Raw genomic sequence first — 22,316 nt, forward strand, 5'->3', positions numbered from 1 at the left:
TAACAAACAATCGAGTTAAGTTGATTTTCTAACCAACATTTTACTACAACGACACTTTACAGCAGCGACATAGTAAAGTACTCGTGGATTATTAATTATGCTCAGTCACTTATACTTTTATTTTCCTTTTGCTAAACTAGCGCAAATTTTATCACTGTTCAACATATGTCATTAGTTAAAAACTCTCCATTTCCACGGGCTGGCTTTCGTCGTCGTATGGCGTCTTGGTTATACGATTTATTACTTGCCATTGCAGTTTATATGACTGCAGGTGCTGCTTCGTTTTTAATCATTTCATTACTGGTGCATTTTACTGTTTTTGATTTACAAGGTTATGAGCATTTAAGTGACACCATTACAAATACCTACTGGTTGTTGTTACCCAATGAGCTTTGGAAACTAGGCTGGGTAGCTTTTTTCTTTGTTTGGTTTTGGTCGAAAAGCGGGCAAACCTTAGGCATGAAAGCATGGCGCTTAAAGGTGCAAAATCAAGACGGTAGTTTAATGACTAAAACAACCGCTATGAAGCGCTTATTACCAACGTTATTGGGCTTGGGTAACTTTGCAGTACTGGTTGATAGAAAAAACAAGTTGAGCATTCAAGACCGTTTAACGGATACTGAAGTCGTGCTGCTGACGCTTGAAGCAAATCGTGGCAGGTTATAAATTGCCTAAGGTTAAGTAATTAAAACGCGCCGCTAACTGGCGCGTTTTTTCAGAAAATACAGTGCTACCGTAACAAAAATCAAACTTGGCATGAAAGCGCCAAAAATTGCTGGCAGTTGGTAAACTAAACTCAATGAGCCTAATACCTCATTAACAATAAAGAATAAAATTCCGGTTGCTACACCCATCATAATTCTTGCACCCATCGATACCGATCGTAATGGACCAAAAATAAAAGATAAGGCTACCAACAGCATAACGGCTAGGGTTATTGGCTGCGCTATCTTGCGCCAAAACGCCAATAAATACCGACTGGAATCTTGCTTATTAGCTTCAAGATAATCTAAATAGTCGTTTAAACCTCGTAACGATAATGACTCGGGCTTAACAGTTACCACACCTAGTTTATCTGGCGTTAAGGTTGAACTCCATGACATTACTGGTTGGCTAGCTTTAATAATCTCTTTCGCTGTAATTTGAGTTTCAATAACATCACGTAATTGCCAGGCATTTTTTTGATAAACAGCACTACTAGCCGAGACCCAACTAGATAGTTTAAGTTGCTCATTAAAACGATAAATTTGGATGTTTTTCAAAGAGCCTTGATCCTGCACTTCACCAATATGAACAAAGTAATCACCGTCTTTCGCCCAAGTGCCACCTGAAGAAGAAATTAAACTGCCGCCAGAAATCGCTTGAGCACGTACTTGTCGAGCTGCTGCCTCACCTTGTGGTGCAAGCCATTCACCAACCGCCATACTAATGACAATTAATAACAAGGCTGATTTCATCACTGATTTAATAATATCAAGCCGTGATAAGCCAGCGGCTTGCATCACCACCAGCTCACTACTGCTTGCCATCATACCCATACCAATCAAGCCACCAATCAAGGCCGACATAGGGAAAAATAACGACACATCTTGTGGGATAGCATAAAGCACATAAAGTGCAGCGTGCGCTAAATCATAATTGCCTTTACCCACTGACTTCATTTGTTCAACAAATTTAATAATACCACTTAGGCTGACAAATACGGTTAAAGTCAAAAAGGTCGTAGAAGCTATCACACGCCCTATATACATATCTAAAATGCGCATTAAACAGCTACCTTATTTTTAGTCAGTTTTGCTTTAAATATTCGGCCGCTTTTACGACCTTTAACTAACAAACTGAAACCTAAAATGAGCACAATAACATGTACGGGCCATAAACCGATATACTGTGGAACTGAGCCTTTTTCTATGCCTGAACGAATAGCCGTTAGCAGTAAGAAGTAGCTTAAAAATAATAATAACGCGGGTAGCATTTTGCCGAATTTACCTTGCCGTGGATTAACCACACTCAAAGGTACTGCCACCAAAGTCATAATAATGCAGGCCAATGGAAAAGCGATACGCCATTGGCTTTCTGCACTCGCTTCAGGGGTTTGCTCTTGATAGAGTTCACTGGTTGGAATAGCACTGAGTTTACGGCGTTTATGAGCCACTTTTTGATCTTGTATTTGGATATAATATTTATCAAACGCGACTTGGCGAAATTCTTTATTTTTTATGTCATTTTGATAACGCGTGCCAGCAGAAAGAATTAAACGTTGCGAGCCAGTATCTTCTTCAACAACCTGCCCTGTTGCCGCATAAACCAAGCTAGAATCGATAACGCTAGCGTTTGGTGTATCTTTATCTGGTAATTGGGCAACAAATACTTTTTCGAAAGTATTGTCGGTACGATTTTTTTCATGAATAAAAACCACCGCTTTTTTGTTACCCGTGGTCTGAAAACGCCCAGCAATAAGTGAACTTAATCCGGAGTCAGCCGCGATTTGATCTTTAACTTGGTATTCATACTCGGCTGCCATTGGCGATAAATAAAGCGTAAATACACCGGTGATAATAGCGGTTACAACACCGAGTATTAAGGTAACTCGCACCACATACCATTCACTGACCCCACAAGCATGCAATACGGTCATTTCATTTTCAGCATAAATACGACCATAAGCCAACAAAACCCCAAGGAAAAAACTTAACGGTAGAATCATGCCCGCAAGATCAGGTATTTTCAGGCCAATAAAGGTCATCACTAAATGCCCGGGAATACCGCCTTCTGATGCATCATCGAGTACACGAACGAATTTATTACTGATAAATATCGTCATGATAACGAGAAATACCGCAAGCTGGGTTTTAGCAACTTCTTTGAGCAAATAACGAAATATAATCACAAAGTGATCCTATAAAAACTTTCTATAAAACATGGTTTTTTTCTGACATACAGCCATTTTTTCAGTAAACTTGTCATTTTTAGCATTAAATTAAATGTAAGCTTACAGGTAATGCTGTGCAATCCGGCTATAATTATAGCCTTTAGCCCAATACATTTAAAAGTAAGCTTAGCGATTAATTACTGTTTTTAGCAAGCTAAATAGTATATTTACAATAAAATATACGCATTTGAGTCAAATTAGGAGACATCATGGAGTTCAGTGTAAAAAGTGGCAGTCCGGAAAAGCAACGTAGCGCCTGTATTGTCGTCGGTGTTTTCGAACCTCGTCGTTTATCAGCTATCGCTGAGCAACTCGATGAAATTAGTGAAGGCTATATTAGCAATTTACTACGCCGTGGCGATTTAGAAGGCAAATCTGGTCAGATGTTGTTATTACATCATGTGCCTAATATTCTCAGTGAGCGCGTATTGCTCGTCGGCTGTGGTAAAGAACGTGAGTTAGATGAACGCCAATATCGCCAAATCATCAGCAAAACCATTAACACCTTAAATGAAACTGGTTCAATGGAAGCGGTATGCTTCTTATCTGAATTGCATGTTAAAGGTCGCGATACTTATTGGAAAGTACGTCAAGCTATTGAAGCAACTCAAGATTGTCTTTATAGCTTTAACAGTTTAAAAACCCGTAAAGAAGAGCCTCGTCGCCCTTTGCGTAAAATTGTTTTTAATGTTCCTACTCGTCGTGAACTGCCCATTGGCGAGCGTGCTATTAGCCATGGCCTGGCTATTGCTGAAGGTATTACAACCTGTAAAAACGTGGCTAATATGCCACCTAATATTTGTAACCCTGCCTATTTGGCTGAGCAAGCGCGTATTCTTGAAAATGATTACGACAATGTCAGTACCCAAATCATTGGCGAAAAAGAAATGGAAGAACTCGGCATGGGCTCATACTTAGCCGTCGGCCGTGGCTCAGTCAATGAGTCGCTGATGAGTATTATTAAATATAATGGTGCTGGTGATGATTCAAAACCATTAGTGTTAGTCGGTAAAGGGCTAACCTTTGACAGTGGCGGCATTTCATTAAAACCCGGCGCGGGTATGGATGAAATGAAATATGACATGGGTGGCGCAGCAGGTGTTTTAGGTGCGATGCACTCATTAGCAGAGCTTAAGCTACCAATTAATGTTATTGGCGTTTTAGCTGGCTGTGAAAATATGCCTAGCAGTAATGCCTATCGTCCGGGTGATATATTAACCACAATGTCTGGTCAAACAGTTGAAGTATTAAATACTGACGCTGAAGGTCGTTTAGTATTGTGTGACGCATTAACCTATGTAGAACGCTTTGATCCTGAGTTGGTTATTGATGTTGCGACTTTAACTGGTGCTTGTGTTGTTGCCTTAGGTGCGCACGCTACTGGCTTATTGAGTAGTCATAACCCATTAGCCCATGAGTTACTCAATGCTTCTGAGCAAAGTGGCGACAGAGCATGGCGTTTACCATTGTGGGATGATTATCAAGATCAACTTGAAAGTCCATTTGCTGATTTTACTAATTTAGGTGGTAAAGAAGCAGGCACAATTACTGCGGCCTGTTTCTTATCTAAATTTACCAAAAAATATCATTGGGCACATTTAGATATTGCCGGTACAGCATGGCGCGGTGGTAAGAACAAAGGTTCGACTGGTCGTCCGGTAAGCATGCTAACGCAATTTTTACTTAATCGGTCTGGCGCTGAGCAAGGCGAATAGTTCACTCTGAGTTACTACGCGGAATAAGTCATGCAAACACAAGCAATGTTCTACAGTATTGAAGAACAAAGTAAAGTCGTAGGCGTATCTGTTGAACAGTTACACCTGCACTATGCTTGCCTGCAAGCGGCTTATTTTTACCGCCAAAACCAGCGAGTGTTTATTTATACCCAAGATCAAGAAAGCGCGCATAATATTGATGAAATGTTATGGGCCTTTGATCCCGACAGTTTTGTGCCACACAATCTTATAGGTGAAGGCCCAAAACAAGGTGCTGCTGTCGAAATTAGCTGGCAGCCCCCTACTAACCGCCGTGCGGTTTTAATTAATTTAACTAGCGATGTTCCTAACTTTGCTAACCAATTTTCGCATCTGATAGATTTTGTCCCTGCCGATGAAACACTCAAAGAACAAGCTCGAAATCGTTTTCGAACTTGTCGTCAATGGGGTTTCAATGTAGCTCATCAAGTGGCTAGCGCACCACAACCTATCGATACAACCAGTTAAAAATCTTCTGACGGAAACTCTGATGGAAAAAACATTTACCCCCTCTGACATTGAACAATCCCTGTATAAAAGCTGGGAAGAACAAGGTTACTTTAGTCCAACGGGCGAAGGCGACAGCTACAGTATTGCTATACCACCACCTAATGTCACCGGTAGCTTGCATATGGGTCATGCTTTTCAGCAGACTATTATGGACACGCTCATTCGTTACCAACGTATGCAAGGTAAAAATACCTTATGGCAAACGGGCTGTGATCACGCCGGTATCGCAACACAAATGGTTGTTGAGCGTAAGATTGCCGCTGAAGAAGATAAAACTCGTCACGACTACGGCCGTGAAGGTTTTATTGATAAAATTTGGCAGTGGAAAGAAGAGTCTGGCGGCACTATCGATAAGCAAATGCGTCGCCTAGGTAACTCAATCGATTGGAGCCGTGAACGTTTTACCATGGATGACGGCATGTCTGAAGCGGTACAAGAAGTTTTTGTGCGTTTATTTGAAGATGACCTGATTTACCGTGGTAAGCGCTTAGTGAATTGGGATCCAAAATTCCACACTGCTATTTCTGATTTAGAAGTAGAAAATAAAGATAAAAAAGGCCACATGTGGCACTTGCGTTACCCACTTGCTAATGGCGCAAGAACGGCTGAAGGCCTAGATTATTTAGTCGTTGCAACCACGCGCCCTGAAACTATGTTGGGTGATACCGGTATTGCGGTTAATCCTGAAGATCCACGTTATAAAGACTTAATTGGCAAACAAGTATTATTGCCTTTAGTTAATCGCTTAATTCCAATTGTTGGTGATGATCATGCCGATATGGAAAAAGGCACAGGTTGTGTAAAAATCACCCCTGCCCATGACTTTAACGATAATGAAGTAGGTAAGCGTCATCAATTACCACAAATCAATATTTTTGATAAAGACGCTGCGGTATTAGCGGCGGCTGAAGTTTATGACACGAAAGGTGAAGTGTGCGATGCATACAGCACTGAATTACCCGCTGAGTTTGCTGGTATGGACCGATTTGTTGCCCGTAAAGCAATTGTCGCTAAGTTCGACGAATTAGGTTTATTAGTTGAAGTAAAAGCGCATGATTTAGTCGCGCCTTACGGCGATCGCTCTGGTGTTATTATCGAGCCATTATTGACTGACCAATGGTATGTACGTGTTGAAAAATTAGCAGGTCCTGCTGTAGATGCAGTAAAAGACGGTCAAATTGAATTTGTCCCTAAGCAATACGAAAACATGTATTTTGCTTGGATGAACAATATTCAAGATTGGTGTATTTCTCGTCAACTGTGGTGGGGACATCGTATTCCAGCTTGGTACGACGAAAATGGCAAAGTTTATGTTGGTCGTACTGAAGCTGAAGTTCGTGCTAATAACACCATTAGCGACGACATGAAGCTACGCCAAGATGATGACGTACTTGATACCTGGTTCTCATCTGCACTTTGGACATTCTCAACCTTAGGATGGCCAAAAGAAACTGAAGATTTAAAAACTTTTCATCCAACGGATGTACTGGTAACAGGTTTTGACATTATCTTCTTCTGGGTTGCTCGTATGATCATGATGACCATGCATTTCAACAAAGATGAAAATGGCAAAGCGCAAATACCGTTTAAAAAAGTCTATATGACCGGCCTTATTCGCGATGAAAATGGCGATAAGATGAGTAAATCAAAAGGCAATGTTGTTGATCCATTAGATATGATTGACGGTATTTCTCTTGAAGACTTATTAGAAAAACGCACCGGTAATATGATGCAGCCTAAATTGGCCGCTAAAATTGAAAAACTGACCCGGAAAGAATATCCAAACGGTATTGAAGCACATGGTACTGATGCCTTGCGTTTTACCTTAACGTCAGTAGCGACTACTGGTCGTGATATCAGCTGGGACATGAAACGTCTAGAAGGTTACCGTAATTTTACCAATAAACTATGGAATGCCAGCCGTTACGTGATGATGAACACTGAAGAATTTGATTGTGGTCGCTCTTCAGCAAACGAACCAGCAGGTGCAATGGAATTTTCATTAGCGGATCGCTGGATTATGGGGCAATTTCAACAAACTGTAAAAACGGTACATGAAGCATTTGACTCTTATCGTTTTGATCTGGCTTCACAAGCCTTGTATGAGTTTACTTGGAACCAATTCTGTGACTGGTACTTAGAGTTAACTAAACCGGTACTGTTTAAAGGCAGTGAAGCACAACAGCGCGGAACACGTCATACCTTAGTGACGGTTTTAGAAGCTCTATTACGTTTAATGCACCCTATTATGCCATTTATCACTGAAACCATTTGGCAACGCGTTGTACCTTTGACTAACTTTGAGAAAACTGGTGATAGCATTATGATACAAAGCTTCCCGCAGTTTGACGAAAGTCAGTGTGACCAAACCGCTATTGGTGATTTAGAATGGCTTAAACAGTTCATTGTTGCTATTCGTAACATTCGAGGCGAAATGGATATTGCTCCTAGCAAGCCATTACCTGTACTTTTGAAAAATGTTAATGCTGACGATCAACGTCGCTTGTCTGAAAATGAGCAATTTATTAGTGCCCTAGCTAAGCTTGAAAGTATTACGGTGCTAGCTAATGATGATAATGGCCCCGCTTCTGCAACCGCTGTCGTTGGTGATTTATCAGTATTAATACCGATGGCTGGCTTAATCGATAAAGACGCAGAATTAGCGCGTTTAGATAAAGCGATTGAGAAGTTAACAAAAGACGCTGATCGTGTACGCGGCAAGCTTAGTAATGCAAACTTTGTTGATAAAGCACCGGAAGCGGTTATTAATAAAGAGAAAGCAAAATTAGCTGAAGCTGAATCTACCTTAGCTAAAATGGTTGACCAGAAAGCTCAAATAGCCGAAATATAAACAATTAGTTAGAAAGAACTTAAAAAAGCCAGCACCTTAGCTGGTTTTTTTTAGGTCATAAAAAAGTAAAGTAATCTGCATTTTTTTTAGAGATTCCTCAATTCTAATGTGTTAACATGTTTTTGCGTTGAGTTTTTGCGTTTCGGGAGAAGGAGAGATCACTATGTCATTAGACTTTTGATCAGCCTAGACGCTTTAATATGTGTTACTGGAAACCTTTCTCTGTCTGTACTTCATAGGTAGAGGGCATTTACTCCGTATATGGCCGTTTTGGCTAAACTTTAATTTTTGACCTGCGAGAAATGTTGGTATGTCTGATACAGTAACTGGTAAAGTAAAATTTTTTAACGAATCTAAAGGATTTGGTTTCATCGAGCAAGAAAACGGCGCTGACGTTTTTGTTCACTTTAGTGCAATCTCTGGTGACGGTTTCCGCACTTTGACTGATGGTCAAGCGGTAACTTTCAGCGTAAAACAAGGCCAAAAAGGTCCTGAAGCTGAAAACGTAGTTGCATCTTAATTTGATTTAAGTGCATACTTATCTTTAGCATTGACTAAAGATTAAATAAAAAAACGAAACTTATGTTTCGTTTTTTTGTTTCTATCGCTTGTAAAATTACCTTATACCAAGTTTATTGGTTGCTAACGCTACTTAACTACTTATTAATATAGGGTTCGATTAAGTCCACCATAGCAGCAATATGCATATCATCATCATTTAATGCCGGAATATAATGGTATTGCTCTCCACCCGCAGTAATAAAAACTTCACGATTTTCATGAACCAATTCTTCCAGAGTTTCTAAACAATCGGCACTAAACGCTGGACTAATAATAGCAACATGTTTATTACCTTCTGCGGCAAGTTGCGCTAAGGTTTCATCGGTATACGGCTTAAGCCACTCTGCTTTGCCAAAGCGCGACTGAAAGGTCATAGCGTAATCATCTTTACTTAAGCCAAGTTCTTCAACCACTAAACGGGTGGTTTTATGGCTAAAGCAATAGTATGGGTCGCCCTGTTCAAGAAAATATTTCGGCATACCATGATAAGAAAAAACTAACTTATCGGGTTTACCATTCATGGCTATATGTTTACCTATGCTTGCCGCTAATGCTTTAATATATAATGGTTGATCATGATAACCACTTTGAAAATGAATACTGGGGATCCAACGCCAAGTTTTAATTTTATTAAATACTGCATCAAAGGTTGAGCCTGTGGTCGGGCCACCGTATTGTGGATACAAAGGCAACACAATAATATTATTAACCCCCTGCTCTTGAAAGTTATCTAAGGCATGAGCAATTGACGGTGTGCCATAACGCATCGCTACATCAACAAGCACTTTATCACCATATTTTTCAGTCAAGATTTGCTCAACTTTGACTTTTTGCTGCTGACTAATCACCAACAGCGGCGAGCCTTCCTCGGTCCAAATACTTTGGTATAGTTTGGCTGATTTTTTCGGCCTAACCCGTAAAATTATGCCATGTAAGATGATTAGCCAAAGTAAGCGAGGAATTTCTACCACCCGAGGATCAGACAAAAACTCAGCTAAATAACGACGCAGTGCTCCTGGAGTTGGGCTATCAGGTGTACCTAAGTTAGTCAGTAAAACACCGGTTTTAGCGCTGCTATCATGAACTTTTTTACTTCTTCCTGCATATCTTGACATAAACTTCTCTACAAAATAGTGTTAACAGCGTTAATAAAAACGTCTGAATCTGGTGTTACTTTACTATTAAAATGCTGAATATTTTTACCATCAGCACTGATTAAATACTTATAAAAATTCCATTTTGGTGCCGTCGTTTTATCCGCTAATTCTTTAAAAATTGGATGGGCATTGCTCCCCCAGACATGCACTGGCGATAACATAGTGAACGTTACGCCATAATTGACAAAACAAATGTCGGCAGTTGCTTTTTCTTCATCTTCTTCTTGAAAAAAGTCATTAGAAGGAAAGCCTATCACCACCAGACCTTTATCTTTATATGCTTTGTGCAATGCTTCAAGGGCAGTAAATTGCGGCGTAAAGCCACAATGACTAGCCGTATTGACGATCAGTATCGGCTTTCCTGCGGTGAGTTGGCAGAGGTCAAGTTGTTCTTTGGCATGCAGTTTTTTTTCACTATGCTGCATAAAGGATAAACATTGGCTTAAATCTGTCGTATCTTTTGCCTGAGCATTAAATGTTATCAGGGTAATAAATGCCATCGCTAGCAAAATTTTCATCAATGTCCTTAGTAGAGTATTTCTCACGATATATTATCGCAAATTGTCGTTCAAAGGAATTAGCTAGTATATTCATAAACAATATCATTAGCTTATTTATATTTATAAAAAATAGTCTTAGCAGAAAATCTGTTACTAGCCTTTATTGAGCAATATAGTATCATAGCCGCGACTTAGTAAGATCAAAGTTAGAATATAGTGACATAAGTCAAATTGTAATCGCATTTATTGAGTTATTATCATCCCATGTTGCAATACATTAGCGAAGTGAATAGATTTGTCGAATTTAAACGCAAAAATTGAAACAACAAGCGTAAGCACGAATACCTTATTAAGCGCTCGCGGCTTGACCTGTATCCGTGAAGAACGAATATTGTTTGAAGAGTTAGAATTTACTATTGCTGCTGGCGACATTGTGCAAATAGAAGGGCCAAACGGCGCCGGTAAAACCAGCTTACTACGGATTCTTGCCGGTTTATCTCAACCTTATGATGGCAATATTTATTTTCAAGAAAACCCACTTGCGCAACAACGTGAAACGTTTCACCAAGAGCTACTTTATTTAGGCCATTTACCGGGCGTTAAAGACGAAATGACGGCTCAAGAAAACCTTGAATTTAACCTTGCTTTACACGGTTTGAATAGTAATACGGCTGAAAAAACATTATCAGAAGTTAATTTACTTGGTTTTGAAGACGCCCTTGCCTCGCATTTGAGTGCTGGGCAACATCGTCGTATTGCTTTAGCACGTTTATGGCAAAGCCAAGCCAAAATTTGGATTTTAGACGAACCTTTTACCGCTATTGATAAATTAGGCGTAAAAAAGTTAGAACAACTATTTTTACAACATGCTGATAACGGTGGCTGCGTTGTTCTAACTACTCATCAAGACCTCTCATTACCCGCTGAGCGTGTAAAGAAAGTCACTTTAGCTTATCGATTTTCCTAGGATAATTGTTTATGACACAACTTTCTTATCGGGCAGCATTCACTTTAATCGTCAAAAGAGATCTGATGATCGCTTTTCGTCATCGCGACGATATCATCAACCCATTACTATTCTTCATTATTGTCGTGACGCTATTTCCGTTAGGAGTAGGCCCAGAAAGCACCACCCTATCACGCATCGCACCGGGTATTATTTGGGTTGCAGCGTTACTGGCGACATTACTTTCACTGGACCGATTATTTAAGTCCGATTATGCTGACGGCTCGCTAGAGCAGATGTTATTGAGTCCTCACCCGGTATTTATTTTAGTACTGGCAAAAATTGTCGCACACTGGTTACTAACTGGCTTACCACTAATACTTATTGCACCATTATTAGCGGTATTGCTACATTTACATGAAAGTAGCTATGGTGCACTAATGCTGACACTACTGCTAGGCACGCCAGTGCTGAGTTTATTGGGCGCAATTGGCGTTGCTTTAACGGTCGGCATTAAAAAAGGTGGGGTGCTATTAAGTTTACTGGTACTGCCGCTTTACATTCCCGTACTTATTTTTGCCACTAGCGCAATTGATACTGCGGCAATGAACTTACCTTATAACGGTCAACTTGCTATAATCGCGGCAATATTTTTTGCCTCGTTAACCTTGGCCCCATTTGCTGTTAGCGCAGCGTTGAAAGTGAGTACAAATTAATATGATGTGGAAATGGCTACACCCTTATGCAAATCCTGAGATTAGCTATCATTTTGCCGGTAAAATATTACCTTGGTGCGCACGACTAGCTTTTATTTTTTTAAGCCTTGGTATTGTTTGGGCGCTACTATTTGCGCCAGCGGATTATCAACAAGGTGATACTTTTAGAATATTTTATTTGCATGTGCCCGCTGCTATGTTGTCAATGGGCATTTATTTAGGCATGGCAATTGCCGCGCTATCAAGTTTAGTTTGGCAATTAAAACTGGCTGATGCCTCAGCTGCCGCGATGGCACCTATAGGTGCTGCCTTTACTTTTATCGCTTTAGTTACTGGCGCTGCATGGGGGAAACCTATGTGGGGCACATGGTGGATCTGGGATGCTAGACTGACCTCAGAGTTAATTTTATTATTTTTATATCTTGGTGTTATTGCTTTACATAATGCTTTTGAAGATAAAAGTTTAGCCGGAAAAGCCGCCGGCATACTTGCCTTGGTCGGCGTCATCAACTTACCTATTATCAAATACTCTGTTGAGTGGTGGAATACGCTTCATCAAGGTGCAACGGTCAGTAAATTAGGTCAACCTTCGATGACTGCCGATATGTTTTGGCCATTTTTGATCTGTTTTATCGGCTTTGCTTTTTTAGTGACCGCTTTAATCTGTCTACGATTTCGTACCGAAGTATTAAACCGAAATAGTATGCGCCCTTGGGTACGCGAGTTAGTGGCTAATGAGGAGAAAACTCATGCAGTTTGATAGTATTAGTGCTTTTTTAAATATGGGCGGCTATGGCTTTTATGTCTGGCTATCTTATGGTGTTAGTACCTTTGTCTTAGCGCTATTAGTTTTCTCTAGCCTCAGTAGTCATAAAAAAATTAAGCAGCAAATTACTCAACGCCAAAAGCGTGAAATAAAATTACGTCAGGCAGCTGAGCGGCAAAAAGCACAAACCAGTGCAGACACCAGTTTATAATATTAAAGAGGTAGTAACATGAATCCCCGTCGTAAAAAGCGATTAACCATAGTCGCATCAATAATCATAGGTTTAGGTGTTGTAGCCGGACTGGTTTTGTACGCATTAAGTCAAAATATTGATTTATTCTATAAGCCATCTGAAATATATAATGGTAAAGAAGACACCGGTCTTAAAGCAATTAATGGCCAACGCTTACGTATTGGTGGCTTAGTTGTTCCGGGAAGTGTTCATCGTAATAGCGACAGCCTAAAGGTCAGTTTTAAGCTAACAGACATGAGAATGCCAATCAGCTTCTCAGACACAGACCCTACGGTTACTGTCAGCTATGATGGCATTTTACCTGACTTATTTCGTGAGGGACAAGGTATCGTTGCTAATGGTGTCTTAGTTAATGGCAATATGATTGAAGCCAGTGAAGTACTAGCGAAACATGATGAAAACTATATGCCAAAAGAGCTTGCTGACGATGCAAATGAACAACACGTTAAGCAAAGTTATAGCAAAGAGCAGTTAGAAACAACTAACTAATTTTAGCTAGATTTACCGGTCAATAAAAGCGAACTAGCCGCTAGTTCGCTTTTTATGTATACAAAAAGTGTTTATCAAGTTAATCCCACTGCCGTCCAAAAGGAATTATGATGAACTATAGCAAGTTATTTTTGAGTCTTTAAGTGTAATACCCTGCTTCTAAAGTATAAATTTTTAACTAAGGGAACACATGATTGTGTTCATCCGCTGTTAGTAAAAACTCGTTGCGAGTTATTTAGCGAGCTGAATATGTACACGACGGGAAATATTACACAAAAGTTCGTAAGGTATAGTGGTGGCAAATTCAGCCACTTCTTCCACCGGCAAACCTTTACCCCATAACGTCGCGATATCACCTACCTTGTCCTTACTTTGAGCACCTAAATCTACTGAGATCATATCCATAGAGACTCGACCAATAAGTGGTACACGACGGCCATTAATCAGTACCGGTGTACCATTAGATGCATGGCGCGGATAACCATCACCATAACCAATGGCAACCACACCTATGGTAGTATTTCTCTCACTAACCCAAGTGCCACTATAACCAACACATTCTCCGGCAGCGATTGTTCGTACAGAAATCAGGCTTGATTGTAAGGTCATCACTGGCACAATACCTTCAACCTTTGTCTGGCTAGGCAAAGGAGAAACGCCATAAAGCAATAAGCCCGGTCTGATCCATTGGTAGTGACTTTGCGGCCAAAGTAAAACGCCAGCCGAGTTGGCTAAACTTTTTTCTAGTGAAAAGTTGGCGCTGAGTTCATTAAACAACGCAATTTGTTTTGGCGTCGCTAAATTTTTGCTCTCATCCGCACAGCCTAAATGGCTCATCAATACGATAGGCTGTTGAACATTTTCTGACTGACTCAGTGCTTGGTAAAATTGCGTTAGTTGTTCAGGATTAATGCCTAATCGGTGCATGCCGGTATCAATTTTCAACCAAACGTTCAACGGCTTTGCTAGCTTTGCATTAATAATTGCATCCAGCTGCTGCTCGTTATGTACTATGGTTTGTAAGTTATTAGCCGCCAGAATAGCAATATCTTCTGTAGCAAAAAAGCCTTCAAGCAAGACAATGGGTCTTTCAATCCCCGCAGCTCTAAGTGCAAGTGCTTCATCAATACGTGCGACACCAAAAGCATCGGCATTGGGTAAAGCTTTGGCGATACGCTCTAGACCATGGCCATAGCCATTAGCCTTAAGCACAGCTAAAACTTTGGTATCAGGCGCAATAGCTTGGATAAGGTGGTAATTATTGCTAAGCGCATGCAAATCAATTACCGCCGTAGCAGTACGTAAAGTCATTTGTGTTTAATCTTCGTCAAGTACGTGCGGGCCAGCATAATTATCAAAACGTGAGAACTGTCCTTGGAAAGTCAACGGTACTCGGCCAATAGGACCATTACGCTGTTTACCAATAATAATTTCAGCCATGCCTTTATATTCAGAGTCATCGTGATAAACCTCGTCACGATAAATAAACATGATTAAATCAGCATCTTGCTCTATTGAACCTGATTCACGTAAATCTGAGTTTATCGGACGTTTATCTGCACGTTGCTCCAAGCCACGGTTAAGCTGAGATAGTGCAATAACCGGCACCTCTAACTCTTTTGCCAAGGCCTTTAATGAGCGCGATATTTCCGCGATTTCTAAGGTTCGGTTATCAGAAAATTGTGGCGCACGCATCAATTGCAAGTAATCGATCATGATCAAACTAATGCCGCCATGATCTCGAGCGATACGGCGTGCTCGAGAACGTACATCGGTAGGCGTTAAACCGGCAGCATCGTCGATATACATTTTGCCTTTTTCGATTAACAAACCCATGGTTGATGATAAACGAGCCCAATCCTCATCTTCTAACTGACCCGTACGAATTTTAGTTTGATCAATGCGACCAAGCGAGGCCAACATCCTCATCATCAGCTGCTCTGAAGGCATCTCTAAACTAAAAATTAACGCCGGCTTATCTTCGGTCATAGCGGCATTTTCGGCCAAGTTCATTGCAAAGGTTGTTTTACCCATCGACGGACGGCCGGCAACAATGATCAAATCAGATTTTTGGAAACCAGCGGTCATTTTGTCTAAATCAGTAAAACCACTCGAAACACCGGTGACACCGTTTGTTGGCGATGCACAAAGTTTTTCTATACGATCAACGGTTTTTTCTAATACTGAGCTAATATTTTCAGGGCCTTCCGACTTATTTGCTCGCTGCTCAGCAATAGCAAAAACCTTTGTTTCGGCAAAGTCGAGTAAATCGGCACTGCTACGGCCTTGTGGATCGTAGCCCGCTTCAGCAATTTCATTAGCAACACTGATCATTTCACGCGTTACTGCACGTTCACGAACAATATCTGCATAGGCAGTGATATTGGCGGCACTGGGCGTGTTTTTCATCATTTCAGCGAGATAAACAAAGCCGCCGGCATCATCAAGCTTTTGATCATTTTCAAGCGCTTCAGATAAGGTGATCAAATCTACCGGCTCACCCAATTCGATTAACGCCGCAATGGTTTCATAAGTGATACGATGTGAACGACTGTAAAAATCTTGCGCAACAACGCGTTCGCCAACTCGATCAAAGGTTTCATTATCTAACAATAAACCACCCAGCACCGATTGCTCGGCCTCTAAGGAATGCGGCGGAACTTTTAACTCATCAATTTGTTTGTCACGAGGAAATTGGTTGTTTTTACTAAACCTGGCTGGCTTACGATCGGCCATATCACACCTTAAATGCTTGGCGATAATCTCTACTTAAAAGTGCAATTATGACACTTTTTAGTATTTAAAATTATTCGAAAATAAAGAGAGCTAATGTAGCAGAATTTACCGCTAAGAAAAATGAAAAAGAAAACTATTATTAAGCGGTAGTTAAGCCAAGAAGATATAAAAAGTAACGCTCAGAGCCTAGCTAATCATAATTATTGGGCCTGATATCATTTACTTTCAAATAAAGAATTGAGTTACGTTGGTCTATGAATAATACTGCTTGATGTTTAAGTAAAATCAAGTGTTTATCTGATGCGATAAAGCTACGCCAAATTAACCTTGTTATATCCGCTATCAATATTTTTAAGACTGATAATGGAATAAAAGGAAATATTGCACAAGTACTGCTTATCCAGAGTTCAACTTAGTAATGAAAGCCAACGGCTAAACGTGCCAACACAGCAGAACGTCTAGCTGATCCGGCTATTTTATTTCGATGTTTCCACTCACGGTACTCGCACGCACTGAAGCACTCGCCTTTCCTGTTTCAAAAGATAATTTAGAACTAGGGCCATATTTTGCTTTTTTCGCTTTCGCTGAACTTAAGCGATTAATAATATCGCCACCAGCATTAGCTTTTAAATTAAAGCTCGCTTGTACTTTATTTTTGAAGGCTACCGATAAATCACCACTAACACTCGACATTTTTAATAAGCCATTGTCATTGAGCGATAATTGGCTATTGAATTCACCACTAACAGTTGAAACAATTAATTCATCAATGTCAGCTAAACGAAGATCAATATCACCTGATACTGTATTGGCCGAGATTTCATTCGCACTAGAGCTCGAACTTAGGCTACCACTAATGGTTTTAAAGTGCGCTCGTCCACTCGAGTTACGATCGTGTATGTCACCACTAACCGAGGAAAGACGAATTTTTCCTGCCAAGTTATTACTTTCAATGTTACCGCTTACTGTCGCTAATTCTATCTGTTGCTGTAAATATTTAGCATTAATATCACCACTAACCGTTTGAATTTCACTGCCATGGCTAAACTTGCTGATATTAATGTCTGATGAAACACCTTTAAAATTAACCCGAACATGCTGAGGAATTTCAATGCTAAGTTCCGAGCCATTATTGCCCCAACCATTATGATTACCTTGAGGTACTTCTACTTTAATAATGATCCGCGAGCCTGATTTTTCAAAGGTAAAACCTTCAGCTTTATCGTCTAGTTCTCCCATAACCGATACGGTATCACCGCTAGTGCCGGTAATGGTTACTTCACCACGTAAATTTTCAATGGTGACATTGGTAATACTACCCAGTGACATAGATTTATCTATACGCTCTCCAGCAACACTTGCTGTTGCAGTGATAAAAAGCACTAGTGGTAAATAATTACGTAAGCTTCCCATATTAACCTCTTGTTTCACATTCAATAATAACAATATAACAACTAAATCTCTTGCCACTGCGGACTATATAGTTGTTTTAATAAATCTAGCTCTTGCTGCTGAGTCCAACGTAATAAGTTTAATAAATCACTATTATTAGGATCTTCAACAAGGGCTTTGCTAATGGTTTTTTGTGCTGATGCTAATTTAACTAACTCAGTCTGCATTGCGACTGGTAGCTGCTTAATATCAGGTCGGCCAAAGCTAACTAGCATGCTGTGCTTTTGTTGCTGAAAGTTATATTGAATTTCTGCAACTAAACTTATCGACGGCTCAGTCGTTGATAATTCTGGCCCTAAAGTCATCCAGGTTAATAATACCGCTGCAACTATCGACGCAGCCCAAGCAGTTGGCATAATAACCTTTCGGGTATTTGCTTTTTCTAATACCGCAGTATTTTGGTTAATCGCTTTATCAATACCTAGCCATAAGTCTCGTTCTGGCGACATTTCTTTTGGCAACTTTGTTATTGCTGCTTGTAAGCTTTTTTCCGCACTGTTATTGGCAATATTATTTTCTTTCATTTTCTACTCACTTAACGACTCGCGTAATAAACCTCTAGCTCGATGGTATTGGGCTTTACTCGTGCCCACTGCCATGCCTAACATGCTAGCAATTTCTTCATGGCGATAACCTTCAATAGCAAACAATACAAATACTAACCGTGCTCTTTCAGGTAACTTAAGAATATTCTTATCTAAGTTTGAGCAATCTGGCATATCGACAGCAACATCTTCAACAGCCTGTTCTTCGATACTAAAAATGCGCTGTATCCAGGTTTTATTCTTACGTATATGCCCTAACGCGATATTACTCGCGACACTATGCAACCAAGTTGAAAATTTACTTTCACCACGAAAATTATTAATTTTCTGCCATAATTGAACAAAAACTTCCTGACAAACATCTTCAGCACTATCTTTATCAGCCAGCATACGCCAGCACAAGGCATAAATACGGCGATGATGGTTCTTATATAAGTGATGAAATGCTTGTTGATCTCCCTGTTGTGCTTGCGCTATCCATTGGGATTCAAGATCTGGGCTAAAGCGCTCATTGGCATCAATAATTTTTAACTTATCCAAAAAGTGAATTCTCGACGTTTTGCCTAATTACTAAGTTAGATGCAGTATGCAGGAAAAGGGTTTAAAGAAAAGTAAAAATAGTTACTGAAAAAGTATAAAAAACTTAAACGGCTAGTTGTTAAATAAGTGACTCTGGCTAATTTACGTAAAAAAAAAGCACCCTAAGGTGCTTTTTTCATCTGGTATATTAGCAGAATTACTTCTTGCTAAGAGCACCAAAACGCTTGTTGAATTTATCAACACGACCACCAGTCTCAGCAGCTTTTTGCTTACCAGTGTAGAATGGGTGACATTCTGAACATACGTCTAAGTGTAAGTCTTTACCTACAGTTGAACGAGTTGTAATAACGTTACCACAAGAACAAGTTGCCTTGAACTCTACATAATTTGGATGAATACCGTCTTTCATGGGAAACCTCTGTTAAGGCCGTATCGCCACTTGATCAGTCATTATTGCTGCCAAGCACCATACGAGTTAAAAATAATGGAGGCGAATATTATAAGATCCCCCTTCGCATAGCAATAAAAACCGCTAAAAAAATAAGCAATTTGTCACTTTATTTCATAAAAATACTTTTCAACTAATTTTCTCACTTGGCATTGAGTCATTTAACAGTAGAATAGCCGTAACATTTTCTTTTTATATGGCCGCATTTTTGCCAGTAACTTCAACAGATATCTATGTACAGGTTGCCATTCCGGTACCTATACGCCAATTGTTTACTTATAAAGTGCCGGCGAAGTTAGCCGCTAAAACCATGCAACTTGGAGAACGAGTTATTGTACCGTTTGGCTCCCGTCAAGTGGTCGGTATTGTTTTATCGATAGATGAAAGTACTGAATATGCGCCGGCAAAACTCAAATCGATATTAAGTCGAGTAAATGATAACTTCAGCTTTTCGCCAAAATTACTGCATTTTATTCAACGCTGTAGCGATTATTATCACCACCCTATTGGCGATGTTTTCCAGCAAGCATTGCCGGTTTTGTTACGACAAATAAAACAACCTGACATCGAGTTACCGCAAGTTTGGCTAGTGAAAGAGCCTTTGGACGAAACACAACCAAGCATGATAGCTAAACGCTCACCTAAACAGGCCGAACTGCTGAGTTTTATCAAGCAACATCAAGGCATGACTTGGTCAGAATTATTAACACTAGGCTTTAATAAAGCACAACTGACGGCGCTTGAGAAAAAACACCTGATTTATAGTGAAACTCGAGCAGCAACATTATTCAAATGGCAAGAGCAAGCCTTGCAAAAAGAAAACAGATTAGAGCTTTCGGCTGAACAAGCCATCATTGTCGCCACCATGAAAGAAATGCAAGCACAGTTCTCATGTCATTTAGTCGATGGTATTACTGGTAGCGGTAAAACTGAAGTCTATTTACAAGCCATTGAACAAGTATTAGCAAAAAGTCAGCAAGTTTTAGTATTAGTGCCAGAGATAGGTCTGACACCGCAAACATTAAGCCGCTTTGAACAACGATTTAATGTACCAATAAGTTTGCATCACTCAGGCTTAAATGACAAAGAACGCTTACAAACTTGGTTAGCAGCGCAACGCGGCAGTGCGGCCATTGTTATTGGTACTCGCTCCGCCATTTTTACACCACTGCATGATTTAGGCTTGATCATTGTCGATGAAGAGCATGATGCCTCATTTAAACAACAAGATAGTTTTCGCTATCACGCGCGCGACATTGCTATTTTGCGAGCAAGACAGCTAAATATACCCATTATACTTGGTAGTGCAACACCGAGCTTTGAGTCGTTACAAAATGCCTTAACCGGTAAGTATCATTATCACCAATTACGCAAACGAGCAGGTAATGCATCAACCGCGAAAATAAGCTTGATCGATGTCGCGCAGCAACAAATGGAACATGGGCTTTCTGGTACCTTAAAACAGGCGATTAAAAATACCTTAGCTCGCGGTGAGCAGGCGTTAATATTTCTTAACCGCCGTGGTTATGCGCCGGCAATAAACTGTCAAGAGTGCCATTGGGTTGCCGATTGTCAACGCTGTAATAAACCCTACACTTTGCATCAAGGACAAGGGTTACTGATTTGTCACCATTGCGGTAGTCAAAAACGTATTCCGGCCCAATGCCCTAGTTGTGGTAGCGTTCGTATTAAACCATTGGGGCAAGGTACCGAGCAATTAGAAGAAAAAATTAGCGCACTATTTCCTGACTATTCAACAGTGCGAATCGATCGCGACAGTACACGTAAAAAAGGGGCTTTAGCTAAGTTGTTAACGGAAGTGGCTAATAAAGAGCATCAATTGCTTATTGGCACCCAAATGCTAGCCAAAGGTCATCATTTTCCCGATGTTACTTTAGTTGCTGTACTTGATGTTGATGGCGCCTTATTTAGTTATGATTTTCGTGCAGCAGAACATATGGCACAACTATTAGTGCAGGTATCAGGCCGAGCAGGACGCGCAAGCAAACCTGGCAAGGTCATGGTGCAAAGCAATTTCCCAGATCATCCATTGCTGCAAGATTTAATTCATAATGGCTATCAACACTTTGCTAAACAAGCACTGATTGAGCGCCAACAAGCGTTATTACCGCCGTTTAGTTTTCAAGCTTTGTTTCGGGCAGATGCTAACTACCCTTCTTACCCAGAGAAGTTTTTACGTACCATGACAGAAATACCACTTGAAGGCTGTCAATTTGCGGGGCCGGTGCCGGCTGCCATGGAGAAAAAAGCCGGTAAATTCCGTTTTCATTTAATTTTACAAGCTAAGTCTCGAAAGCAACTACACCAGGCGGTATTTAAACTTATTTATCATAGTGCAACAAATGAATGGCAGTCAAAAGTAAGATGGTCTATTGATATCGATCCCGTCGACTTAAGTTGGTAGCTATCACTATTTTTCCGCTGTGCTAATGACAAAATAAAGTGATATCAATTGATGCTATTTTCTTACCAGTTGGTTAGAATTGGCGAAAGTCTTCCAGTATAAAGTTTTCCATGGCACATCAAGATTACGTTTCTCGCTCTCGGGCAAAAAATAAAAAACAAAGTCCATATAAAAAAAATGCCGAGCCTGTTGCAGGAACACCCTTAAAAGTAAAACTAATTGCGGCTTTTCTCGTTATCGCCTTACCAAGCTTTGGCTATATGCTCTGGAGCATTAAAGATGTGCCACCTGACACCGTTGTTATCCCTAAAGTTAATAAAGCGAAAAAAACCACAGATCTCCCCGAGCCACCAGAAGAAAAGTGGACTTATGTTGATGACTTAAAAAGTAAGCAAGTTGAAGTAGGTGAATACGAAGTAAAACAAAGAGGCCCATATAAAATGCAATGTGGCTCGTTTAAAACTCGTAAACAAGCAGAATCATTGAAAGCAAAAATCGCCTTTACTGGCTTAGAGGCACAAGTCAGTAAATCTGTTGGTACTAGCTCGACTTGGTATAAAGTTTATTTAGGGCCTTACACTAAAAAGCGTAATGCAGAAAAAGATAAGCACAAATTAAAAAACAATGCTGTTCACGGCTGTAAAATTTGGGGCTGGGATTAGTATACCCCAGACTACCTCAGCTATTTAATTCAGCCCTAACTAAGGGCTGTATTGTGACCTTTCTTTAATAAAA

General features: G+C 40.2%; 22 protein-coding genes. 12 read left to right on the plus strand and 10 right to left on the minus strand.

What is annotated here, in order from left to right; translation table 11 throughout:
* Positions 1–165: 165 nt before the first annotated feature.
* Positions 166–666, plus strand: coding sequence for an RDD family protein (locus FGD67_RS08695; RefSeq protein WP_257174641.1), 501 nt, complete (start codon positions 166–168; stop codon positions 664–666).
* Positions 667–698: 32 nt separating this feature from the next.
* Here the strand turns inward: FGD67_RS08695 and lptG are convergent, their stop codons facing one another.
* A complete protein-coding gene (gene lptG / locus FGD67_RS08700) occupies positions 699–1,766 on the minus strand; it encodes an LPS export ABC transporter permease LptG (RefSeq protein ID WP_257174642.1) in 1,068 nt (355 codons plus the stop codon).
* Positions 1,766–2,890, minus strand: a complete 1,125-nt coding sequence (lptF, locus tag FGD67_RS08705) for an LPS export ABC transporter permease LptF (protein WP_257174643.1) — start codon at positions 2,888–2,890, stop codon at positions 1,766–1,768. The genes lptG and lptF overlap by 1 nt, the downstream gene beginning before the upstream one ends.
* A 251-nt stretch (positions 2,891–3,141) precedes the next feature.
* On the opposite strand from lptF, the gene pepA reads away from it, so the two are divergent.
* From pepA to FGD67_RS08725, 4 genes are all read left to right on the plus strand, one after another.
* Positions 3,142–4,647, plus strand: coding sequence for a leucyl aminopeptidase (gene pepA, locus FGD67_RS08710; RefSeq protein WP_257174644.1), 1,506 nt, complete (start codon positions 3,142–3,144; stop codon positions 4,645–4,647).
* Positions 4,648–4,677: 30 nt separating this feature from the next.
* Positions 4,678–5,154, plus strand: coding sequence for a DNA polymerase III subunit chi (locus tag FGD67_RS08715; RefSeq protein ID WP_257174645.1), 477 nt, complete (start codon positions 4,678–4,680; stop codon positions 5,152–5,154).
* A 22-nt stretch (positions 5,155–5,176) separates the two neighbouring features.
* The gene (locus tag FGD67_RS08720) at positions 5,177–8,047 is read left to right on the plus strand and encodes a valine--tRNA ligase (RefSeq protein WP_257174646.1); all 2,871 of its coding nucleotides are present in this window, start codon (positions 5,177–5,179) and stop codon (positions 8,045–8,047) included.
* 310 nt (positions 8,048–8,357) lie between these two features.
* Entirely contained in the window at positions 8,358–8,567 is a 210-nt protein-coding gene (locus FGD67_RS08725) for a cold-shock protein (RefSeq protein WP_077286195.1), read from the plus strand.
* 136 nt (positions 8,568–8,703) lie between these two features.
* On the opposite strand, the gene hemH is transcribed toward FGD67_RS08725, so the two are convergent.
* Together hemH and FGD67_RS08735 are read right to left on the minus strand one after the other, a co-directional pair.
* Positions 8,704–9,723 (minus strand): ferrochelatase, encoded by a 1,020-nt coding sequence (gene hemH, locus FGD67_RS08730; protein ID WP_257174647.1) that lies wholly within the window; start codon positions 9,721–9,723, stop codon positions 8,704–8,706.
* A gap of 8 nt (positions 9,724–9,731) precedes the next feature.
* The gene (locus FGD67_RS08735; RefSeq protein WP_257174648.1) at positions 9,732–10,283 is read right to left on the minus strand and encodes a glutathione peroxidase; all 552 of its coding nucleotides are present in this window, start codon (positions 10,281–10,283) and stop codon (positions 9,732–9,734) included.
* Positions 10,284–10,560: 277 nt separating this feature from the next.
* On the opposite strand from FGD67_RS08735, the gene ccmA reads away from it, so the two are divergent.
* The 5 genes from ccmA to ccmE are packed head-to-tail and all read left to right on the plus strand — an operon-like array spanning position 10,561 to position 13,435.
* A complete protein-coding gene (ccmA, locus tag FGD67_RS08740) occupies positions 10,561–11,232 on the plus strand; it encodes a cytochrome c biogenesis heme-transporting ATPase CcmA (RefSeq protein ID WP_257174649.1) in 672 nt (223 codons plus the stop codon).
* An 11-nt stretch (positions 11,233–11,243) separates the two neighbouring features.
* Positions 11,244–11,927, plus strand: coding sequence for a heme exporter protein CcmB (gene ccmB / locus FGD67_RS08745; RefSeq protein ID WP_257174650.1), 684 nt, complete (start codon positions 11,244–11,246; stop codon positions 11,925–11,927).
* 4 nt (positions 11,928–11,931) lie between these two features.
* The gene (locus FGD67_RS08750; protein WP_257175094.1) at positions 11,932–12,687 is read left to right on the plus strand and encodes a heme ABC transporter permease; all 756 of its coding nucleotides are present in this window, start codon (positions 11,932–11,934) and stop codon (positions 12,685–12,687) included.
* Entirely contained in the window at positions 12,677–12,904 is a 228-nt protein-coding gene (ccmD, locus tag FGD67_RS08755) for a heme exporter protein CcmD (RefSeq protein ID WP_257174651.1), read from the plus strand. The genes FGD67_RS08750 and ccmD overlap by 11 nt, the downstream gene beginning before the upstream one ends.
* An 18-nt stretch (positions 12,905–12,922) precedes the next feature.
* On the plus strand, positions 12,923–13,435 hold the full coding sequence (gene ccmE, locus FGD67_RS08760; protein WP_257174652.1) for a cytochrome c maturation protein CcmE: 513 nt from the start codon (positions 12,923–12,925) through the stop codon (positions 13,433–13,435).
* Between the two features lie 231 nt (positions 13,436–13,666).
* Here the strand turns inward: ccmE and alr are convergent, their stop codons facing one another.
* From alr to rpmE, 6 genes are all read right to left on the minus strand, one after another.
* Positions 13,667–14,746 carry an alanine racemase gene (alr, locus tag FGD67_RS08765; RefSeq protein ID WP_257174653.1) on the minus strand — a complete coding sequence of 360 codons (1,080 nt, stop codon included), beginning with the start codon at positions 14,744–14,746 and terminating at the stop codon, positions 13,667–13,669.
* Positions 14,747–14,752: 6 nt separating this feature from the next.
* Positions 14,753–16,171: a replicative DNA helicase gene (gene dnaB / locus FGD67_RS08770; RefSeq protein ID WP_257174654.1), complete on the minus strand. Its 1,419-nt coding sequence runs from the start codon at positions 16,169–16,171 to the stop codon at positions 14,753–14,755.
* Positions 16,172–16,642: 471 nt separating this feature from the next.
* Positions 16,643–17,584 carry a DUF4097 domain-containing protein gene (locus tag FGD67_RS08775; protein WP_257174655.1) on the minus strand — a complete coding sequence of 314 codons (942 nt, stop codon included), beginning with the start codon at positions 17,582–17,584 and terminating at the stop codon, positions 16,643–16,645.
* Between the two features lie 41 nt (positions 17,585–17,625).
* The gene (locus tag FGD67_RS08780) at positions 17,626–18,147 is read right to left on the minus strand and encodes a hypothetical protein (protein ID WP_257174656.1); all 522 of its coding nucleotides are present in this window, start codon (positions 18,145–18,147) and stop codon (positions 17,626–17,628) included.
* A gap of 3 nt (positions 18,148–18,150) precedes the next feature.
* Positions 18,151–18,708 (minus strand): RNA polymerase sigma factor, encoded by a 558-nt coding sequence (locus tag FGD67_RS08785; RefSeq protein ID WP_257174657.1) that lies wholly within the window; start codon positions 18,706–18,708, stop codon positions 18,151–18,153.
* Between the two features lie 196 nt (positions 18,709–18,904).
* On the minus strand, positions 18,905–19,117 hold the full coding sequence (gene rpmE, locus FGD67_RS08790) for a 50S ribosomal protein L31 (protein WP_077286181.1): 213 nt from the start codon (positions 19,115–19,117) through the stop codon (positions 18,905–18,907).
* Positions 19,118–19,364: 247 nt separating this feature from the next.
* On the opposite strand from rpmE, the gene priA reads away from it, so the two are divergent.
* Entirely contained in the window at positions 19,365–21,581 is a 2,217-nt protein-coding gene (gene priA / locus FGD67_RS08795) for a primosomal protein N' (protein WP_257174658.1), read from the plus strand.
* 110 nt (positions 21,582–21,691) lie between these two features.
* Entirely contained in the window at positions 21,692–22,243 is a 552-nt protein-coding gene (locus FGD67_RS08800) for an SPOR domain-containing protein (RefSeq protein ID WP_257174659.1), read from the plus strand.
* Positions 22,244–22,316: the final 73 nt, after the last annotated feature.

The organism is Colwellia sp. M166 (assembly GCF_024585285.1).
In the GTDB taxonomy this organism is placed as follows: Bacteria; Pseudomonadota; Gammaproteobacteria; order Enterobacterales; family Alteromonadaceae; genus Cognaticolwellia.

Coding starts and splice junctions, on each gene's coding strand:
- FGD67_RS08695 (WP_257174641.1), top strand. CDS start 166: ATGTCATTAGTTAAAAACTCTCCATTTCCACGGGCTGGCTTTCGTCGT.
- lptG (WP_257174642.1), bottom strand. CDS start 1,766: ATGCGCATTTTAGATATGTATATAGGGCGTGTGATAGCTTCTACGACC.
- pepA (WP_257174644.1), top strand. CDS start 3,142: ATGGAGTTCAGTGTAAAAAGTGGCAGTCCGGAAAAGCAACGTAGCGCC.
- FGD67_RS08715 (WP_257174645.1), top strand. CDS start 4,678: ATGCAAACACAAGCAATGTTCTACAGTATTGAAGAACAAAGTAAAGTC.
- FGD67_RS08720 (WP_257174646.1), top strand. CDS start 5,177: ATGGAAAAAACATTTACCCCCTCTGACATTGAACAATCCCTGTATAAA.
- FGD67_RS08725 (WP_077286195.1), top strand. CDS start 8,358: ATGTCTGATACAGTAACTGGTAAAGTAAAATTTTTTAACGAATCTAAA.
- hemH (WP_257174647.1), bottom strand. CDS start 9,723: ATGTCAAGATATGCAGGAAGAAGTAAAAAAGTTCATGATAGCAGCGCT.
- FGD67_RS08735 (WP_257174648.1), bottom strand. CDS start 10,283: ATGAAAATTTTGCTAGCGATGGCATTTATTACCCTGATAACATTTAAT.
- ccmB (WP_257174650.1), top strand. CDS start 11,244: ATGACACAACTTTCTTATCGGGCAGCATTCACTTTAATCGTCAAAAGA.
- FGD67_RS08750 (WP_257175094.1), top strand. CDS start 11,932: ATGTGGAAATGGCTACACCCTTATGCAAATCCTGAGATTAGCTATCAT.
- ccmD (WP_257174651.1), top strand. CDS start 12,677: ATGCAGTTTGATAGTATTAGTGCTTTTTTAAATATGGGCGGCTATGGC.
- ccmE (WP_257174652.1), top strand. CDS start 12,923: ATGAATCCCCGTCGTAAAAAGCGATTAACCATAGTCGCATCAATAATC.
- alr (WP_257174653.1), bottom strand. CDS start 14,746: ATGACTTTACGTACTGCTACGGCGGTAATTGATTTGCATGCGCTTAGC.
- dnaB (WP_257174654.1), bottom strand. CDS start 16,171: ATGGCCGATCGTAAGCCAGCCAGGTTTAGTAAAAACAACCAATTTCCT.
- FGD67_RS08775 (WP_257174655.1), bottom strand. CDS start 17,584: ATGGGAAGCTTACGTAATTATTTACCACTAGTGCTTTTTATCACTGCA.
- FGD67_RS08780 (WP_257174656.1), bottom strand. CDS start 18,147: ATGAAAGAAAATAATATTGCCAATAACAGTGCGGAAAAAAGCTTACAA.
- rpmE (WP_077286181.1), bottom strand. CDS start 19,117: ATGAAAGACGGTATTCATCCAAATTATGTAGAGTTCAAGGCAACTTGT.
- FGD67_RS08800 (WP_257174659.1), top strand. CDS start 21,692: ATGGCACATCAAGATTACGTTTCTCGCTCTCGGGCAAAAAATAAAAAA.